The 18,406-nt window shown below is 42.8% G+C and carries 14 protein-coding genes; 6 read left to right on the top strand and 8 right to left on the bottom strand.

All coding sequences use genetic code 11. The annotated features are described in order from the left end of the window. Positions 1-140: 140 nt before the first annotated feature. From K6V48_RS10630 to treR, 5 genes are all read right to left on the bottom strand, one after another. Positions 141-794: a GNAT family N-acetyltransferase gene (locus tag K6V48_RS10630; RefSeq protein WP_172017470.1), complete on the bottom strand. Its 654-nt coding sequence runs from the start codon at positions 792-794 to the stop codon at positions 141-143. A gap of 87 nt (positions 795-881) precedes the next feature. Continuing rightward, a complete protein-coding gene (locus K6V48_RS10625) occupies positions 882-3,215 on the bottom strand; it encodes an endonuclease MutS2 (RefSeq protein WP_222369611.1) in 2,334 nt (777 codons plus the stop codon). 550 nt (positions 3,216-3,765) lie between these two features. Further along, entirely contained in the window at positions 3,766-4,314 is a 549-nt protein-coding gene (locus K6V48_RS10620; RefSeq protein WP_044677672.1) for a CvpA family protein, read from the bottom strand. Beyond that, on the bottom strand, positions 4,311-4,622 hold the full coding sequence (locus K6V48_RS10615) for a cell division protein ZapA (protein WP_222369609.1): 312 nt from the start codon (positions 4,620-4,622) through the stop codon (positions 4,311-4,313). Before K6V48_RS10615 ends, K6V48_RS10620 begins: the two co-directional genes overlap by 4 nt. A gap of 54 nt (positions 4,623-4,676) precedes the next feature. Beyond that, positions 4,677-5,390 (bottom strand): trehalose operon repressor, encoded by a 714-nt coding sequence (gene treR, locus K6V48_RS10610; protein WP_024404040.1) that lies wholly within the window; start codon positions 5,388-5,390, stop codon positions 4,677-4,679. Positions 5,391-5,617: 227 nt separating this feature from the next. Here treR and treP point away from each other — a divergent pair, with 227 nt between their 5' ends. From treP to K6V48_RS10595, 3 genes are all read left to right on the top strand, one after another. After that, complete coding sequence (gene treP, locus K6V48_RS10605) at positions 5,618-7,618, top strand: PTS system trehalose-specific EIIBC component (protein ID WP_222369606.1); 2,001 nt, start codon at positions 5,618-5,620, stop codon at positions 7,616-7,618. Positions 7,619-7,696: 78 nt separating this feature from the next. Continuing rightward, entirely contained in the window at positions 7,697-9,322 is a 1,626-nt protein-coding gene (gene treC, locus K6V48_RS10600; protein WP_222369603.1) for an alpha,alpha-phosphotrehalase, read from the top strand. Positions 9,323-9,386: 64 nt separating this feature from the next. Next, positions 9,387-9,749 carry an iron chaperone gene (locus K6V48_RS10595; protein ID WP_222369600.1) on the top strand — a complete coding sequence of 121 codons (363 nt, stop codon included), beginning with the start codon at positions 9,387-9,389 and terminating at the stop codon, positions 9,747-9,749. Positions 9,750-9,956: 207 nt separating this feature from the next. On the opposite strand, the gene K6V48_RS10590 is transcribed toward K6V48_RS10595, so the two are convergent. Together K6V48_RS10590 and K6V48_RS10585 are read right to left on the bottom strand one after the other, a co-directional pair. After that, positions 9,957-11,162 (bottom strand): LysM peptidoglycan-binding domain-containing protein, encoded by a 1,206-nt coding sequence (locus K6V48_RS10590; RefSeq protein WP_472910293.1) that lies wholly within the window; start codon positions 11,160-11,162, stop codon positions 9,957-9,959. Between the two features lie 381 nt (positions 11,163-11,543). Continuing rightward, positions 11,544-12,527, bottom strand: a complete 984-nt coding sequence (locus K6V48_RS10585) for a Gfo/Idh/MocA family protein (protein WP_222369594.1) — start codon at positions 12,525-12,527, stop codon at positions 11,544-11,546. 85 nt (positions 12,528-12,612) lie between these two features. Between K6V48_RS10585 and rnhC the strand changes: the two genes are divergently transcribed. The 3 genes from rnhC (at position 12,613) to recD2 (ending at position 17,009) form a co-directional block, all read left to right on the top strand. Continuing rightward, positions 12,613-13,503 carry a ribonuclease HIII gene (gene rnhC / locus K6V48_RS10580; protein ID WP_222369591.1) on the top strand — a complete coding sequence of 297 codons (891 nt, stop codon included), beginning with the start codon at positions 12,613-12,615 and terminating at the stop codon, positions 13,501-13,503. Positions 13,504-13,516: 13 nt separating this feature from the next. After that, positions 13,517-14,146 (top strand): signal peptidase I, encoded by a 630-nt coding sequence (gene lepB, locus K6V48_RS10575; RefSeq protein WP_222369589.1) that lies wholly within the window; start codon positions 13,517-13,519, stop codon positions 14,144-14,146. 370 nt (positions 14,147-14,516) lie between these two features. Further along, positions 14,517-17,009, top strand: a complete 2,493-nt coding sequence (gene recD2, locus K6V48_RS10570; RefSeq protein ID WP_222369587.1) for an SF1B family DNA helicase RecD2 — start codon at positions 14,517-14,519, stop codon at positions 17,007-17,009. A 396-nt stretch (positions 17,010-17,405) separates the two neighbouring features. Here the strand turns inward: recD2 and K6V48_RS10565 are convergent. Next, the coding region (locus K6V48_RS10565) for a Rib/alpha-like domain-containing protein (protein WP_222369584.1) at positions 17,406-18,406 on the bottom strand (1,001 nt) is incomplete at its 5' end.

Raw genomic sequence — 18,406 nt, 5'->3', positions numbered from 1 at the left:
TCCCTTCCTCTCCCCGCTACCTCACGATAGTCAGGCTTGGGAGTCGCTATTGGGTTCACCGGTAGCGGGTGCCCACGGAGGACTTTCACCTCAGATGTACGACATGCCCGTCGTACTTTACAAAAAAAGTTGAAAATATTTCAACTTTTTTCTGTTAAATCCACCACATAGGTTAATTCTTGATAGAAATCTTCTATGTCAAAGAGATCCAAGTCGGTTTCTTCACCAACGATATAGACACCTTCTCTTAAATAATAAGGAATCGGCTGCCCTGCTTCATCTGAAAAGCTCAAGCGACCGCGTTCTAAATCGACACCAAAACGGAAGGTAGGAACGTCCTTGGGTGCTCCGACGACTAGATAGTCCAAGCAAACTAACTGTCCTCCCCATTTTTGATACAAATGATTGGCTACATTTCCTTCTCTGGTAAAGATGGCTAGTTTCTCTACACCCTGCTCTCTCAACTCCTGCTCTGCTTTTTCAAAAAGTGCCTGGGCAATGCCCTGCCCTTGAAAATCAGGGTGGACTGCTAGGTTAGTAAAATAAGCTGTTCGCTTACTTGGAGCATAGAGGTAGGTCTGGCTGTTTTCCTGACTGTAAATATCAATGTCAATCAATCCGACAATCTGTCCGTCGCTTTCAGCCACCAGTTCAATCCGCTTGTCGTAAATATCTGTCAGCAGGGCTGGCTTTTCCGTCTCTCTGTCATCAAAAAATGGGGAAAAGAGATAGCTGAGTGCCTTGCAATAGACCCAGCCCTTCTCATCACTGGTTTTGTAGTCTCTGATAATCATAGATACCTCCACACTCTATTCTACTATTTTTTTTGAGTTTTACAACTGTATTCAAAAGCACCTGCGACCTGCAAGTGCTTTACTTTTTTACTTAAAGGTCACAATAGTACAGCCTGATCCACCTGCATTTTGTGGGGCATAGCCGAACTCCTTGACCTGCTTGTTACGGCGGAGGTACTTGGTCACCCCTTCTCGGATAACTCCAGTACCAATACCGTGGACAATATCGACTTGGGCTAGATTATTGAGTAGGGCCTGATCGATAAATTCATCCAGTTCCATCATAGCCTCTTCGTAGCGTTTACCACGGAGATCTAAGCGGGCTTTTGGTCCTCGTACATTGGCACGTTTGACTGTGTGAACCTGGCGTTTCTTAGGCTGCTCTGCCTTTTCCGCCTTGACTAACTCAAACTCATCTTTGGCCAAGGTCATCTTAATCAAACCAACCTGAGCTTCCCAACGTCCATCTTTAAGCTGATTGGTCAGGGTCCCACGTTGTCCATAAGCCGTAACGATAATATCATCGCCCACCCTGGCTTCCCGCTGAATTTTAGCTTTCTTCAGAACCTTGTTTTTAGACAGATCCACCACTTCAGGCGCCAACTTTTTCAGCTCTGCCTTGGCTTCGATAATCTGGTGAGGCTTAAGACTGGCTGCAGCATGGAGATTTTTGAGAATATCCTCGCTTTCTGCCAATGCCGTATCTACAATTTCCTTGGCTTCCAAGCGTGCCTTGTTGAGCTCATTTTCCCGCTCACGATTGAGTTCGTCATAGAGCTTGCGGAGGGCTCGGTTCATCTTATAATTTTCTTGCTCCACATCACGAATCTTGTCTAGGCGACGACGGCTTTCAACCGTTTGGCTTTCCAATTTCTCGATAATGCGATTCACATCACTATCTGTATCGGTCCAAGACTGGGCTGACTGGATAATAATATCAGACAGACCTAGACGGCGAGCAATTTCAAAGGCATTGGAGCGACCAGGAACACCCTGCATAAACTTATAAGTTGGCCGTAGGCTATTGGTATCAAACTCCATGCTGGCATTTTCAATACCAGAGGTTTCTATCCCGTAGGCCTTAAGCTCAGGGTAGTGGGTGGTCGCCATGGTCTTGATCCCCCGCAGACGAAGGTCATCCAAAATAGCCATTGCCAAAGACGCACCCTCCTGCGGATCGGTCCCAGCTCCCAACTCGTCAAATAGAATGAGAGAATCTTGATCCGCCTCCGCTAAAATCTGCACCGTGTGGGTCATGTGACTGGAGAAGGTTGATAAACTCTGCTCAATCGACTGTTCATCACCAATATCCGCAAAAATTTCTTTGAAGATAGCTACCCGACTGCCCTTATCAGCCAAGATAGGCAAACCAGACTGAGCCATCAGATGGGTCAAACCCAAGGTCTTAAGCATGATGGTCTTACCACCTGTGTTGGGACCTGTTATCACGATAGCCGTCAACTGACTACCGAAATAAAGGTCATTTGGTACAGGCTTAGCAATAAGCGGATGCCGAACGTTGAGAAGGGCAATATCCTGCTTCTCAGATAGTTTGGGTACAACTGCTTGATGATCACGCGCAAAGAGATGCTTAGCACGGACGAAATCAATATGCCCGATAAGCCAGGCATTGTTACGAATCACGCCACTATGCGGACGGAGCATATCCGACAATTCCTGCAAGATACGGTTGAGCTCATGGCGTTCTTCTGCACGTAGGTGACTGATTTCTTCGTTCAAGGTCACCACTGCCCGCGGCTCAATATAAACGGTCGAACCCGAAGCAGAAATATCATGGACAACCCCTGCAATTTTATTGCGATAGGTATTTTTAACAGGAAGGACATTGCGTCCATTACGGCTTGCCAAAATGCTATCGGACAGCATGTCGCCCTTGGTCTTCAAAATATCTTGCATGACCTGACGAACTTGATCTTCAGCTTCACGGATTTTTCTTCTAATACGAGCCAGCTTTTCTGAGGCAAAATCCTCTACAAAACCAGCATCATTGATGGACTGGAGGGAGCCCTGTAAATGTGGAAAAAGCTCAATCTTCTCAAAGAGTTTATCCAACTGGCTAAGACTGACATTTTCCAGATTTCCATAAAAATCCAAGAGAGATTTAGAAACTTCCAAGACCTTTTTAACAGCTAATAATTCAGCGATATTGAGGTCTGTATCCAATTCCAAACGACGCATGGCTGGACCGATGTCACTAGTAGCAGCCAGACTGAAATAGGGATTTTCCACAAAAATCTGCGCTATGTCTGTCAACTCGTCGAAGGCCTGTTGGATACGGTGGACTTCCACCATGGGCTCCAACTGTCGTAATTCTTCAAAGCCCTGTTCCGTCAAGAGATAGGGCTCAATTTTTTGTCTTACCTTGTGAAATTCAAGGGTTTCAATAATTTTATTATTCATATATTCCTACTTAGTCTTTTCCTTAGCTTTATCTCATTATCAAAACAATAAAAGATAAAAATATAGTCTTTCCCAATCTCTTACATTAAAGTTATAACAGTCAACTAATACTCAATGAAAATCAAAATCAGACTTGCTCCAAGGGTTAGGGGGAACCTTTAGAGGTTGGAAATAGGCGAACGTAGTTCGTTTCGCTCTGATGTAGATAGAACTCTGTTCCTTTTATATTTCAAGGGAGCAGGCTGAGGCTGGGCAGAAAGTCCATCCTCGCTTCTCAGAATTCGTGTCAACATCTCAGCGCAGTGGTTGATTGGCAGATTTGTTCGTGTTTCACACTCCAAATCCGACCTAATCAACTGTGCGGGGGTGGGAGTGAAACAGTCTGGGGATAGACTGTTTCAGCTCAACAACTTAAAACGAAAAATTGTTGACGAACTCTTTTAGACTGCTCGAGTTCTTTCCCACTCCCACTCATCAAATCAAGTCAACAATGTCTGATTTTGATTTTCGAAGAGTATTATAAATGACGATAAAAAGGATAAGGTCTCCCTTACCCTGCTATATTACTCAACCAGAGAGATTTTAAAAAGCTACTAGTGAATGGTGTGTACTGAATCATGATGTTGGCAAGAAAACTACTGTGCAATTTATCTTGAATCATCGCTAACGGAATAGTTGATAGCAAGACCATGACAATCTGAAGAGAAATAAAAGTCACCAAGACAGCCAAGGCGCCGCTTATGAGATTGGTCGTTTTTGTATCAGGATTAAAAGCCTCTAATAGATGGACAAATATTCCTATGAAACGCACAATAGCATAAACCAAGACGTATATCAAAAGAAAGGCCAATCCCGCATAAAATACCATATCTAGGTCAAAGAGATATTTCTCATCAAAATAATAGTTGGAGCTCCCCTGAGTAGCATTGGCAAATGGCACCCAGAGATAAAGGAAGGATGCCAATTTTTTATAAGTAGCCGTTGCAACCACCAGAGCAATAATACTTCCCATGCTATAAAAGGTCTGTAGAACTAGACCACGACTGTAGCCAATGTAGAAACTCCATGCCAAAATGAGAATAATTGCTAATGAAATCATACCTTGTCCTCAAGCTCATCTAAGTCAATCAAGGTCACATTCTTTTTCAAGACCTTTTCTTTGACGCTTGCAAGTTCTTGTTCCTTTTGTTCAAATACCATCTCGCGCGTTAGTTGAACGGATAGAGCATTGATTGCCAACAAAAGCGCGAGGGTTTCAGGGTCCGCAGTCGGCATCTTTTCTTTTATCGCTTGATATTTTTCTTGAACAACTCGCTCGATTTCCTCCATAAAAAGGTTATCATGTTCGGTTGTTAACGTTAGCTGTTTCTCACCAAAAGTAAATTTATATCGATTTAAATTTGCCATATTACACCTCAATGATTATTATATCCTAAAATGAGGAATTTTGCGAATGTCATATTAGAGTGAGCGTTTTCGACGAGCAAAGTCAACAAAACGGAATTTATCGATTTTATGCTTACTTTCTGTATATTGAAATTGTTGCGTATCACTTAAATATACTCTGGATTTTATCAGAACAAGATAATCATCTTGAGTTTGCATCAATTCACGTTCTTCCCAACTTGTTGGTTCAACTGTAATTTCTTTCTGAGCGTAAGCAATGTCCAGTTCTAAAGTATTTTCCAAGTAATCATAAATCGACCCCTTAGCTGTCTCTTTATCCATAAAATGCACAATCGCAGCAGATAAATAATCAGTATCGACAACAGATACTTTTCCGTCTATTGAACGTGTACGTACAATTTTCCATACTTTGCTAAATGGTTCAAATCCAGTTAATTGAGATAAATTACTATTGACAGTGACCAATTCTAAATCAATAACTTCTGTCACTGACTTCAACTGCAAGGCATCCGATAGTTCTTGATATGAAGTGAGCCCAGATACAGGAAAATTCAGTAATTCTTGTTTCAAAACAAGCGAACCTCTTCCTTGAACCTTTTGAATCATCCCCCGTTCCGTTAAAATAGCCAATGCTTTTCGAACAGTGTCACGGCTAACATTATACATCTCTTGTAGTTGTTGTTCAGTTGGTAAAGATGTTTCAGCAGGGTAGACATTTGTTCGTATTTTTTCTTTCAAGTCATTGTAAATTTCTTGATATTTTTTCATGAGATACTCCTATATTAGTCTGTTTTACATCATACAACTAGAATATTATAACAGATTTTTTTAAAAAACGAGTAAAAACGCTTGCATTTTTTATGAAATCGTATACAATAACACACACAGAGATATTTGTCCGTACAAATATCAAAATCATATAGATGTTGTTTTCCATCATTTATATGTCAATAAAATAATTTGGCAGCCATTAGCGCTGCCGAGGAGGAAAAATAATGGGAAAATATCAACATGAAGCCCAAGAACTCTTGAAAGCCATTGGCGGAAAAGAGAATGTGACCGCGGTGACACACTGTGCAACTCGTATGCGTTTTGTTTTAGCTGATGAAAGCAAAGCAGATGTTAAAACAATTGAGAGCATTCCGACTGTAAAAGGTACATTTACAAACGCAGGTCAATTCCAAGTGATCATTGGCAACGATGTGCCGGTTTTCTATAACGATTTCACCGCCGTATCTGGTATTGAAGGCGTATCTAAAGAAGCGGCTAAATCAGCGGCTAAAAGCAATCAAAATGCCATTCAGCGTGTCATGACCATGTTAGCTGAAATTTTCACACCGATTATTCCAGCTATTATCGTAGGCGGTCTTATCCTTGGTTTCCGTAACCTTTTAGAAGGCGTTCAGATGGAATGGTTGGGCCAACAAGTTATTGATGGAGTCAAGCAATTCATGCCTGACGGTTCTCCACGTTATAATACGATTGTAGATGTTTCTCAATTTTGGAGTGGTGTCAATCATTTCTTATGGTTACCTGGTGAAGCAATCTTCCACTTCTTACCTGTAGGAATTACTTGGTCTGTTTCTCGTAAAATGGGAACAACTCAAATTCTCGGTATTGTACTTGGTATCTGTTTGGTTTCTCCTCAATTACTAAATGCTTACGCTGTACCAAGTACAGATGCAGCAACTATTGCTAGTGATTGGGTATGGAATTTTGGTAGTTTCACGATCAATCGTATCGGTTACCAAGCTCAAGTTATTCCAGCCTTACTTGCAGGTCTATCACTCTCTTATCTAGAAATTTTCTGGCGTAAACGCATTCCAGAAGTTGTATCTATGATTCTTGTGCCGTTCCTTTCTCTCATTCCTGCAATTATTCTAGCACATACTGTCCTAGGACCAATTGGCTGGACAATTGGTCAATGGATTTCAACAATTGTTTTAGCTGGATTGACTGGTCCTGTAAAATGGCTCTTCGGTTTAATTTTTGGTACTCTTTATGCTCCATTGGTTATCACTGGACTCCACCACATGACGAATGCAATCGATACTCAACTGGTAGCTGATACTGGCGGTACTGGTCTTTGGCCAATGATTGCTCTTTCAAACATTGCACAAGGTTCTGCGGTTCTCGCTTACTATTGGAGAAATCGTAAAAATGAACGTGAAGCAGAGATTTCTCTACCAGCAACTATTTCTGCCTACCTCGGTGTAACCGAACCTGCTCTCTTTGGTGTAAACGTTAAATATGTATATCCATTTGTCGCTGGTATGATTGGTTCCGGTCTTGCGGCTCTAGTTTCAGTTACTTTCAATGTCCAAGCAAACGCAATTGGTGTTGGGGGACTTCCTGGCATCCTTTCAATCCAAGGTCCTTACTGGTTACCATTTACTTTTGCAATGGCTGTGGCAATTGCAGTACCATTTGTATTAACTCTCTTCTTCCGCAAAGCAGGTATTTTAACAAAAGCAGAAGACGAAAAACTGCAAGCTGCACAAGAAGTTGCTTCTACTCCTTCGACTGTTGCTGACACACCAATCCAGCTTATTAGTCCGCTAACTGGTGAAGCAAAAGACTTGTCACAAGCTACTGATCCAGTATTTTCATCTGGTGTGATGGGAAAAGGAATTGTTATTGACCCGAGTGAAGGCAAGCTTTTCGCTCCTGTAGACGGGGAGGTCTCTGTACTCTTCCCAACCTTCCACGCGATTGGTATTACAACTTCAACTGGTATTGAACTGCTGATGCACATCGGTATGGATACTGTTGGTTTAGAAGGAAAAGGCTTTACAGCCCATGTCAAACAAGGTGACAAAGTAAAAGCTGGCGACCTTCTAATTGATTTCGACATCGCAGTCATCAAGGCTGCTGGTCTTGTTGCTGAAACACCTATCATTGTGACAAATCAAACTGATTTTGACACTCAAGTTATCGGAAATCTTCCTCGTACAATCACACAAGGCGAGACCATTTTGACAATTACAAAGAATTAATGTTCTAGGAGGGCGCAAGATAGCTTGCACCTCCTATCATTGCTTATCAACCAAGAAAAACAAGAAAGAGAGAGCGAAATGACAATAGACAAGCGTAAAGTAGTTTATCAAATCTACCCAAAATCTTACAAGGACACAACCGGAAATGGAGTTGGAGATTTGCGGGGAGTTATTGAAAAACTTCCTTATCTGAGAGAACTCGGTATTGACATGATTTGGCTCAATCCTTTCTATCCAAGTCCACAACGGGACAACGGCTATGACATTTCAGACTATACAGCTGTCAATCCTGATTTTGGCACCATGGCTGACTTTGAAGAAATGGTGACCGTCGGTAAAGAGCTGGGTATTGAATTCATGCTAGACATGGTCCTCAACCACTGCTCGACAGACCACGAATGGTTCCAAAAAGCCCTAGCTGGTGACAAACACTACCAGGATTTCTTTATCCTGCGTGATCAGCCAACTGACTGGGTGTCTAAGTTTGGCGGCAACGCCTGGGCTCCTTTTGGAGATACTGGAAAATACTACCTCCATCTCTTTGACGTGACCCAAGCCGACCTCAATTGGCGAAACCCTCATGTCCGCGAAGAACTCTTCAAGGTGGTCAACTTCTGGAAAGACAAGGGTGTCAAGGGCTTCCGCTTCGATGTCATTAACCTGATTGGTAAGGACGAAGTCTTGGAGGATTGCCCTATTAATGACGGTAAACCCGCCTATACAGACCGTCCTATCACCCACGACTACCTCAAGATGATGAACAATGCCACCTTTGGTAGTGAAGAAGGATTTATGACTGTCGGGGAAATGTCAGCGACAACCATTGAAAATTGTATCCTCTATACAGCGCCAGAACGTGAAGAATTATCTATGGCCTTCAACTTCCACCACCTGAAAGTCGATTACAAGGATGGTCAAAAGTGGACCATTATGGACTTTGACTTTGAGGAACTCAAACGACTCTTCCACACATGGGGAGAGGAAATGTCTTTCGGAAATGGTTGGAATGCTCTTTTCTATAACAATCATGATCAACCACGCGCCCTCAATCGCTTTGTAGATGTGGAGAATTTCAGAAACGAAGGAGCGACCATGCTGGCAGCTTCTATTCACCTTTCACGTGGCACGCCTTACATTTACATGGGCGAGGAAATCGGTATGATTGACCCAGACTACGACAGTATGGATGACTATGTGGACGTGGAGTCTATCAATGCCTACCAAATGCTATTAGATCAAGGAAATAGCACCGAACAAGCCTTTAAGATAATTCAAGCAAAATCGCGTGACAATTCCCGCACCCCGATGCAGTGGGATGCTTCTGACAATGCAGGCTTCTCAACAGGCACCCCTTGGCTAAAGGCCGGAAAATCTTTCCCAACAATTAACGTTGAGCAGGAAAAAACAGGCCCAATCTTCACATTCTATCAAGAATTGATTCGACTACGAAAAAAACTCCCTATCATTTCTGAAGGTGATTATCGAGCCGCCTATCAAGAAAGCGATAAGGTTTATGCCTTTGAGCGTTTGCGAAACGGCGAAAAATTACTTGTCCTAAATAATTTCTTCGCAGAAGAAGTTAATATAAATCTTACTGATGAATATGCTCAGGGACAAGTCCTGATAAGCAATTACTCTGAAAGTAAACTCAGCAAAAAGCTTTCATTGAAACCTTATCAGGCATTAGCGATTTTGGTCAACTAATTATGAAAAGAGGAGCGAGCTCCTCTTTTGTGATACAATGAAACAAAAAAGAAAAGGAAAAAACATGCTCCAAGAATTTTTGAACAAGGTAAAGAATCCTGTCCTAAAGGATAAACTGGCAACAATCTTCACTCAAATCCAGCAGGAATTTCCAACACTAACCACAGAAATCAAATGGAACCAGCCCATGTTTATTATGGATGGAACCTTCATCATTGGTTTCTCTGCTGCCAAGTCTCATATTTCCATCGCACCTGAAACGGTCACTATGGAAACCTTTGCCCAGGACATTATGGAAGCGGGCTATGAGGCAACCTCCAACCTCTTCAAAATCAAGGAAGACCAAGAAATCAACTGGGACCTGCTCCACAATATCATCGCCTTTAACATGGATGAAAAGAAAGGTTATGTCAAGTTTTGGAGATAACCCTATATGAGGTTCCTCAAGTCACAATCCCAAAAAGTGGTTGGGACTTAAAAATTTTTATTATTCCCAATTCATTACTATCAAATCTTCAAGTTGATGGGTGAGATAAAAAAAGCGAACAAACTTGAAATCTCTGAGTTAGAGAACTAGTTTTGTTCGCTTTTTATATTCAATCTAGGAGTTTTGTCCCAGACTTTTTTTATAATCTTAATTAAACGACACGTGGACGTGGTCGTAGTGGTTTTCCGTTATGCTTCCACGGTCTGGCATCAAGTTCCAAGTATATGCAGGTCCATAAATACTTGCATATGGAGCATAAAAACGTTGTTTCCAGATAATATAGGAAATATTTTTCGCACCCATATTGGCAATAGCATATTCTGCTACTTGATCCCCAAGTGCTGAACTTTGTGGTACCATGAAGTCAATTGCCAATCCCTTACCATGGTCGCCAGAATCACCAGGACGGTAACCTGAGAAAGAAGTAATACCGAAGGCATTAGCTACTTCAGCTCGAAATGCTGCAACCTGAGGTTGGAGTCCAACATCATATGAACTAGTACTTGATGAAGTTGTTGAAACCGTAGTAACTGTTGTTGCGGTTGACGCGGCTGGTGTAGTAGGTACAGGGGCTGCCTCTACTATGTTCACCTCTGCTGCCGGAGTCTCTGCGACCGGTGCTGCCTCTACTGGGATTTCTGCTGGAACTTCGACTACTGGTCTTTCCTCAACTGAGGTTTCAACTGGAACTTCGACTACTGGTCTTTCCTCAACTGAGGTTTCAGCTGGAACTTCAACTACTGGAGTTTCCTCAACTGAGGTTTCAATTGGAACCTCGACTACTGGTGTTTCCTCAACTAAGTTTTCAGCCGGAACTTCAACCACTGGAGTTTCCTCGACTGAGGTTTCAGCTGGGGCTGCCTCCTCTTCTAGAGTCGTTGATGCAGGTGTCTCTGTCGATTCAAGTGGAATAACTGTATCATCTACTGTAATTTCATTAGCCGCAATATCGACTGTTGCTTGCACAGTATTTTCAGCGGTTTCTTCTTGTACAGGTGCTTGAATTTCAATTTGCGTTACTTGATGATTTTGATCAACCGTAGTAGTCAAAACTGCGTCAGGGAAAATCAAATTCACATCTGCAATTTGGTTAACCTGAGCTAAAATATCCAAATCAATATTCATCGCCTCTGCAATTGCACTTAAAGTATCACCATATTTCACAGTATAGGTTAGTTTTCCACCTCTATCTTCGATTTCTTGGCTAATCTCACTAACACTACGCGGAGTCCAATCTAACGCAAGAACCGCTGGAGCCGTAAGCCCAGTAGCAAATAAGGATAGAGCCAAAGTAGAGGTAAATAATACCTTTTTATTGGCATTTAAAACAGGTGTTTTTCTCTTGCGACGCATATGTTGTGGTTTATTTGTTCTCTTACGTTTCATAATCTTATTCCTTCTTTATTTTTGAGATGGTTCTATCTTACCTAAATTAAATCTGAAAAACAAGCCTTCAACCGTTCTTTTAAATAAACTGTCTCCACTATGTAATCTTAGGACTTTTCTGTCACACAATCAATATAAATGTCATCTGACTGTCATATTATTAGATAATACTCAATGAAAATCAAAAACAGATTCGGAGACGCAGATGCAGGTAGAACTAACGTTTACCAAATCAAGTCAACAACGTCTGGATTTTCGAAGAGTATAAGTAAAAAATAAGAGTAAGGTAATAACCCAATAATTGGCTACTAGCTCACTCTCATTTCTATTTTCGGATTAGTCAAAACCCTACATTTCTTCAGGATAAACCAAGCCCCATTCTTTGCGGAGTTGGGTCATGATCTCCATGACATCTTGGGTGTAGGCTAGGTGCATGGTGTTTTCGATGCCTGCGACAGCTTTTTCCATATCCGCCACTTCATAAGAAAGAGCCTTGGCTGTCTCGCCCGCTTCGATTACCTCTTGACTACCGTCTTCAGTATAGGTAATGACCGCCTTCTGACCACGAGGATACTCGTAAAGCTCGATGTAGCCTTTATCGTATGCAATAGTACCCCGTTTTGGCTGTTTGGCATGGAGGGTCAGGGCGATGGTCGCCATTTCTCCTGCATCATTGCTGAGCAAAATCCCTACCTGTTCGTCCACACCTGTCGGAGCTAATTTGACCTGAGATAGGACTTGATTTGGCTTTTCAGTCATAAACCAACGGACAAATGACAGAGCGTAGACACCAATATCCAAGAGGGCACCGCCTGCCAAGTTTTTATTGAAAAAGCGGTTGGTCATGTCGTATTCCTTGTAGCTGCCAAAGTTCATCTGAATCATCTTCAACTCACCAAGTTTGCCACTCGCAACAACTTCGCTCAACTGACGATAGATTGGCATGTGGAAAATGGTCATGGCTTCTGCCAGGATAACCTGATTTTCTTCTGCCAGTTGAATGGCTTCTGCTAATTCTTCTGAATTAAGCGTGATAGACTTTTCACAGAGGACATGCTTTCCAGCCTTCAAGGCCTTTCTCAAATAATTGATATGGGTATTGTGCGGTGTAGAAATATAGATAATGTCTACTTCAGGATCCTCAAACACATCATCGATTTCCTGGTAAACTTTCTCGATGCCATATTTTTGCGCAAATTCCACACCCTTTTCATAGGTACGGTTAGCCACCGAATAAAGATTTCCTCCCATAGCCTGCAAGGCCTGAACCAATTCGTTGGCAATGACACCTGTTCCCAGAGTCGCCCATTTATACTGCATTTTTTCAGTCATTATATATCCTCTCTTTCTTTTCCCATTATAGTAAATTCTACCTTTTTCTGCACACTCTAACTAGCATTTATGTTACAATAAGAACATGAATACCGTTGTACTAAAGGCATCTGCCCAGCAAAAACAAGCCATGATGGCTCACTATGACCGCTATCGGCAGGCCAGTAAAAATCCTTACATAGAAGCATTTTTCAAACTGACCGGTGCCAGCCTGTCCATCTACACTTCTGGAAAAGTCGTTTTTCAGGGGGAAATGGCAGAGCAGGAAGCAGGGCTCTGGGGCTATGAGCCAGAAAAGTCTGGACAGACGACCATACCTGGTCAAAACCTGCCCATGATTGGGACAGATGAGGTTGGAAACGGGTCTTATTTTGGAGGTTTGGCAGTCGTTGCAAGTTTTGTCCGCCCAGAAGACCATGCCTTTCTCAAGTCGCTTGGTGTGGATGATTCCAAGAAAATGACAGACCAAAAAATCTGCCAAATCGCCCCTCTCTTAAAAGAGAAAATCCCCCACCAAGCTCTGCTATTGTCACCAAAAAAATACAACGAAGTCATCGAGCAAGGCTATAATGCAGTATCTGTCAAAGTTGCCCTGCACAATCAAGCAATCTTCCTACTCTTACAAAAGGGAATGAAGCCTGAGAAGATTGTCATTGACGCTTTTACTTCCAGTCAAAATTATCAAAAGTACTTGAAGAAGGAAGCCAATCAATTTGCCAACCCCGTCACTCTAGAAGAAAAGGCAGAGGGTAAGTATCTGGCTGTGGCAGTATCTTCTATTATTGCTAGAGCTATGTTTTTAGAAAATCTTGTCCAGCTTGGTCAACTAGTTGGGATGCAACTACCGTCTGGTGCGGGCAGTAAATCAGATCATGTTGCCGCCCGTATCTTGAAACGACATGGCATGGCAGGGCTCAACCAAACTGCCAAACTCCACTTTGCCAATACGCAAAAAGCACAAAAATTATTGAAATAAGGAAAATAAATTCATGGGAATTAAAAAAGGTACCAATCGTTCTCCATTCATGAAATTCATTGCCGAATGGGGATTCTTTATCTTATTTATCGTAGCTGTGTTCGCCAGTCGATATTATATCTGGAATCCAGTTTCAGTTGACGGGCATTCCATGGACCCGACGCTTCAACACCAAGAAAAATTGATTATGCTGAAAACAACATCAATCGACCGTTTCGATATTGTTGTTGCTAGCGAGACAGATAGTAATGGTGACGAAAAATTAATTGTCAAACGTGTAATCGGTATGCCTGGAGATACCATTCGCTATGAAAACGATGTTCTATATGTAAACGACGAACAAGTAGATGAGCCGTATTTAGCAGAATATTTAGCTGCTTTTAAAGAAGATAAGCTTCAAACAGTCTATTCTTACAATAAAAAATTCCAGGCCGTTGCGCAATCTGCTGAGGCCTTTACACAGAATGCCAATGGTTACGTGGATTTCACCATAACGGTCCCAGAAGGACAATACTACCTGATGGGAGATGACCGCCTTGTCTCACTAGATAGTCGTAGTGTAGGAACATTTTCCCGTGAAAACATCAAAGGAGAAGTTGTCTTTCGCATGTGGCCTCTCAACCGTATTGGGACTGTTGATTAATACAAACAAGTTTGGAGCAAAAAGCACAGTACCACTTCTCAGAGTTCGTGTCAACATCCCAGCGCAGTGGTTGATTGGGTTTAACAGTCCAGTGGACTGTTAAAGGTTGGAGATAAGATTTGCGAAGCAAATCTCAGCAATTCGTGTTTTACACTCAAAATCTGACCTATATGGCTGATGCGAACGGGTTCGCTTCATTTCCAACCTCCAACAGTCACTACTCTGACTGTTGGAGCTGTGCGGGTTGGGAGTAAAATAGTCCAGTGGACTATTTTAGCCCGAACTTGCATATTTGGAAGTGAGGGGAACTCTTTTTGGTCTATGCGAGTTCTTTCCCACTCCCTTTTCATTATTATTGGAAATAAACTCTATGAACGAAGTGTATTTTACCGGCACTATTGACCGGATTATTTTTGAAAATCCTAGTAATTTTTATAAAATCCTTCTCCTTGAAATCGAGGAGACAGACGCAGACTATGATGACTACGAAATTATTGTGACCGGAACGATTGCCGATGTCATTGACGGAGAAGACTATCGTTTCTATGGCAATCTGGTCACCCATCCCAAGTATGGTCAGCAGCTGCAAATTTCCCGTTACGAACGCAGCAAGCCTACCTCAGCTGGTCTGGTCAAGTACTTCTCCAGCGAACATTTCAAGGGAATTGGACGCAAAACAGCTGAAAAAATCGTTGAGCTCTATGGCGAAGATACCATTGATAAGATTTTAGCTGAACCTGAAAAACTAACCCAAATCACAGGCCTATCCAGCAAGAACATGCAGGCATTTGTGGAGAAACTCCGCCTCAATTATGGAACCGAGTTGATCTTGGCAAAACTAGCCGAGTATGGCATTCCCAATAAATTGGCCTTTCAAATCCAAGACCAGTATAAGGAAAAAACACTTCAGATTATTGAAGAAAATCCCTATCAACTGGTCGAAGATGTCCAGGGGCTCGGCTTTACCATTGCCGATAGGATTGCGGAAAACCTGGGAATTGCCAGTGATTCCCCCCAACGCTTTCGGGCTGGTATGCTCTTTAGCCTCATTCATCGCTCCATGGAAACAGGCGATACCTATGTGGAGGCCAGAGACTTGCTGGAAGCAACCCTTGAACTGCTGGAAAAATCCCGCCATACAGAGCTGGACCCCGCTGCTGTTGCCAAAGAATTGACGGGACTGATTGCAGACGACAAGGTGCAGCAAGAAGGCACAAAGATTTTTGACAACAGCCTCTACTTTGCCGAACATGGTATCCATAAAAACCTGACCCGTCTGATGGAAAAAAATAGTTTCAAACCCTTCCCACGCGCAGACGTTGAGGCTGCCATAGCAGAGCTGGAAACTATGTCTTCCCTGACCTACGATGACATTCAAAAAGAAGCCATCGTCCAAGCCATTACCAATCCGCTTTTCATTCTGACAGGCGGACCAGGGACTGGAAAAACAACGGTTATCAACGGTATTATCGCGGTCTATGCCATCTTGCATAAGATTGACCTGACTCGCAACCGAGAAGAATGCCCAGTCCTCCTAGCCGCTCCAACTGGACGAGCAGCCCGACGGATGAATGAATTGACAGGTCTGCCTTCCGCCACCATCCACCGCCACCTCGGTCTGGTAGAAGGACAGGAAGAATCCTACCGAGATGATTACCTCGAAGCTGACTTCATCATCGTGGATGAGTTTTCTATGGTCGACACTTGGTTGGCAAACCAGCTCTTCCAGAACATCTCCTCCCAAACCCAAGTTCTGATTGTTGGCGATGCGGAGCAATTACCTTCCGTCAGTCCCGGTCAGGTCCTTGCTGACCTCTTGAAAATTGACAAGCTACCCAGCATCACTCTGGAACGTATCTATCGTCAATCCGATGATTCGACCATTGTTACCCTAGCCAGCCAGATTCGCCAAGGGGCTTTGCCGAGCGATTTCCGTGAGAAAAAGGCTGACCGCTCCTATTTTGAAGCGCAAAACGAACAAATTCCAGCTCTGATTGAGCGCATTGTCGGCGCAGCCATCAAGTCGGGAATTCCTGCAAACGAAGTCCAAATCCTCGCTCCCATGTACCGTGGGGCCGCAGGCATTGACCAACTCAACACCATGACCCAGGCCCTGCTCAATCCACTGGAAGAGGGAGAGTTAGAATTCCTCCATAACGAGCAAGCATTCCGCCAAGGCGACCGGGTCATTCATCTAGTCAACGACGCCGAAGCCAATGTCTTCAATGGCGACTTGGGCTATATTACCGACCTCCTACCTGCCAAATATACGGACTCCAAGCAGGATGAGATTACCATCAACTTCGACGGTAGCGAGGTCACCTATCCCCGTAACGAATGGTACAAAATCACCCTGGCCTATGCCATGTCCATCCACAAGTCCCAAGGCAGCGAGTTCCAGGTCGTCATCCTTCCCATCACGCGCACCAGCCACCGTATGCTCCAGCGCAATCTGGTCTACACCGCCATCACCCGCTCCAAGAGCAAGCTCATCCTCCTGGGCGAAATCTCCGCCTTCGACTATGCCGTCAAAAACGCCGGAACCGTCCGAAAAACCTATCTGGTCCCACGTTTCCAAGGGGAAATGGCAGAGCAGGACAGCAAGGTAACCCTGACCGAAAACAACGAAAGCAAAACAGCGGTAACCACACAAACCCAGCCCCCTACTCAGCCAGACAGGAAAGAACAGGTTAAAGTAGGCAAAGAAAACAACCAACAACTCTCCCTTCTTGACCAAGACCAGCCAGAAAAAACAAGTCCCCAACCCACAGAATACATTTTGACTCTAGACAACCTACTAACCATCGACCCCATGATTGGCATAGAACAGGCAGATATTGAAGAGTACTTCAAGACAAAGTAATGTAAATACTTCAATTTTTACGAAGTAATTGCATCTATTCTAACTCTATATCGAAACTCATTACTTTCTTTAATATATTCAATTACATAATGGAAATAAGAAGTTGATTGACTACTTAGTAATATTTCTTTCCAAGGCAGATCAATTGTAGCTAGCTGATCAATTATAAACTAGTTGAGCACTACTTACTAACAGAGTTTCCTAATACTTCAAATTTTACGAAAAATATCCGAAATTATTCTCACAGGAAAAATTGGCAATTATCATTTAAAATCATAGTTTCTAAAAAAGAATTCCACCAAAATTAGTGGAATTCCTTTTTTATTAGAGATTAGGCAGTTGTCAAACTTGGTCTCAAGCTTATCAACCCCCCCTTTTCGAAACAATCATATCAAGCTAGATAGTATTGCTTTCCTTTTTGCGCTTACGAGAAGCGAAGCCGAAGCAAGACAAACTAGCTAGCAGAAGACCTATACCTGCACCCACCGTTACTAAATTAGTTTCTTGACCTGTATTTGGAAGAACTTTTGATTGAGTACTTCGTGCTTTCTCTGCTGTTGCTGCAGCTACTGGGACTTTTGAAATAGGTACTTTATTGTCGGTATCTGTTGGCCTAGTTGTTGGATCTTTAACTATTACCTTAACAGGAACTTCATCGGTTGAGCCATCTGGATAGGTCACGATGATGGTCGCATCTTTCTCTCCAGGTGTTGTTGTATCAATTGGATCCTTGAAGTCTACAGTCGTACCTGCTGGTAGATCTGGGAAGTTTGTGATTGAATCTTCCGCATTTGGCGTATTTCCAACTGTGACTTCTTGATCTTTAGATTCTGGCGTAAAGAGCTCACTGATTTTCAGAGTTGGCAATTCTGGAGTCGCTGTCCCTGGTCCATTTTTCTGTATGTAAACTGTCACTTTAACAGAAACTTCATCGGTTGAGCCATCTGGATAGGTCACGATGACGGTCGCATCTTTCTCTCCAGGTGTTGTTGTATCAATTGGATCCTTGAAGTCTACAGTCGTACCTGCTGGTAGATCTGGGAAGTTTGTGATTGAATCTTCCGCATTTGGCGTATCACCAACATTGACTGTTTGGTCCTTAGATTCTGGCGTAAAGAGCTCACTGATTTTCAGAGTTGGTAATTCTGGAGTCGCTGTTCCTGGTCCATTTTTCTGTATGTAAACAGTCACTTTAACAGGAACTTCATCTGTTGAGCCATCTGGGTAAGTTACTACAACTGTACCGTCTTTCTCTCCTGGAGTCGTTGTATCGATCGAATCTTTGAACTCAACTTCTGTTCCTTCTGGAAGTTCTGGCAAGTTGCTGATTGAATCTGTTGCATTTGGTGTTTCACCAACACCAACAGTTTGATCTTTTCCTTCTGGAGTATTCTTAT

Origin of the sequence: Streptococcus suis (assembly GCF_019794555.1) — a bacterium.
In the GTDB taxonomy this organism is placed as follows: domain Bacteria; phylum Bacillota; class Bacilli; order Lactobacillales; family Streptococcaceae; genus Streptococcus; species Streptococcus suis_AB.
Note: the sequence above shows the minus strand (reverse complement) of the source record. Positions and strands in the feature narration are given on the sequence as shown.